This window comes from Gilvimarinus sp. 1_MG-2023, assembly GCF_030548285.1.
Genome location: NZ_JAUOSC010000071.1, coordinates 1 through 543 on the forward strand (window position 1 = coordinate 1; position 543 = coordinate 543).

Annotated in this window: 1 protein-coding gene; it reads left to right on the plus strand. The window is 53.2% G+C overall.

Annotated elements, in window-relative coordinates; all coding sequences use genetic code 11:
- Positions 1-265: 265 nt before the first annotated feature.
- A partial coding sequence (locus Q4563_RS15710; protein ID WP_442903763.1) for an aminotransferase class III-fold pyridoxal phosphate-dependent enzyme occupies positions 266-543 on the plus strand: 278 nt, incomplete at its 3' end.

Sequence of the window (543 nt, forward strand, 5' to 3'; positions counted from 1 at the left end):
GAATTGGGCCTGGGAGCGGATTAACCTGTTGATGAGGTGGCGGTCAGGTGGCGATTAAAAGGCAGTATTGGGTTGCTTGACAATAAGACGGTGACAGAACAGGTCAATACGGTCAGCCCGGTTTGGTTTACTAATGGTGAGGCTGGCTCCGACTGTTTAGCTCAAAAGAGGAAATCACGCCGTTGAATCGATCTGTTATCGGGTTGTAGCGGAGTTAATGGCTGAAATCCGTTAACCTTTCTGTCATTGATTTCAGTGAGAGCAGATGATGACAGGCCATGACCACTCCAGCGCCAAACCCTGGTCAAACCCGGCGTTAAGCGATACCGAATTTGACCACCAGCATTTATGGCACCCCTACAGTTCGATGACCACCCCGGCTCCGGTATGGCAGGTGGCTTCTGCCAGTGGTGTACGGTTACGCCTGAGCGATGGTCGCGAGCTGATCGATGGCATGGCCTCCTGGTGGTGTGCGGTACATGGTTACAATCACCCGCGTCTGAATCAGGCTGCCACCGAGCAGCTGGAGAACATGTCCCATGT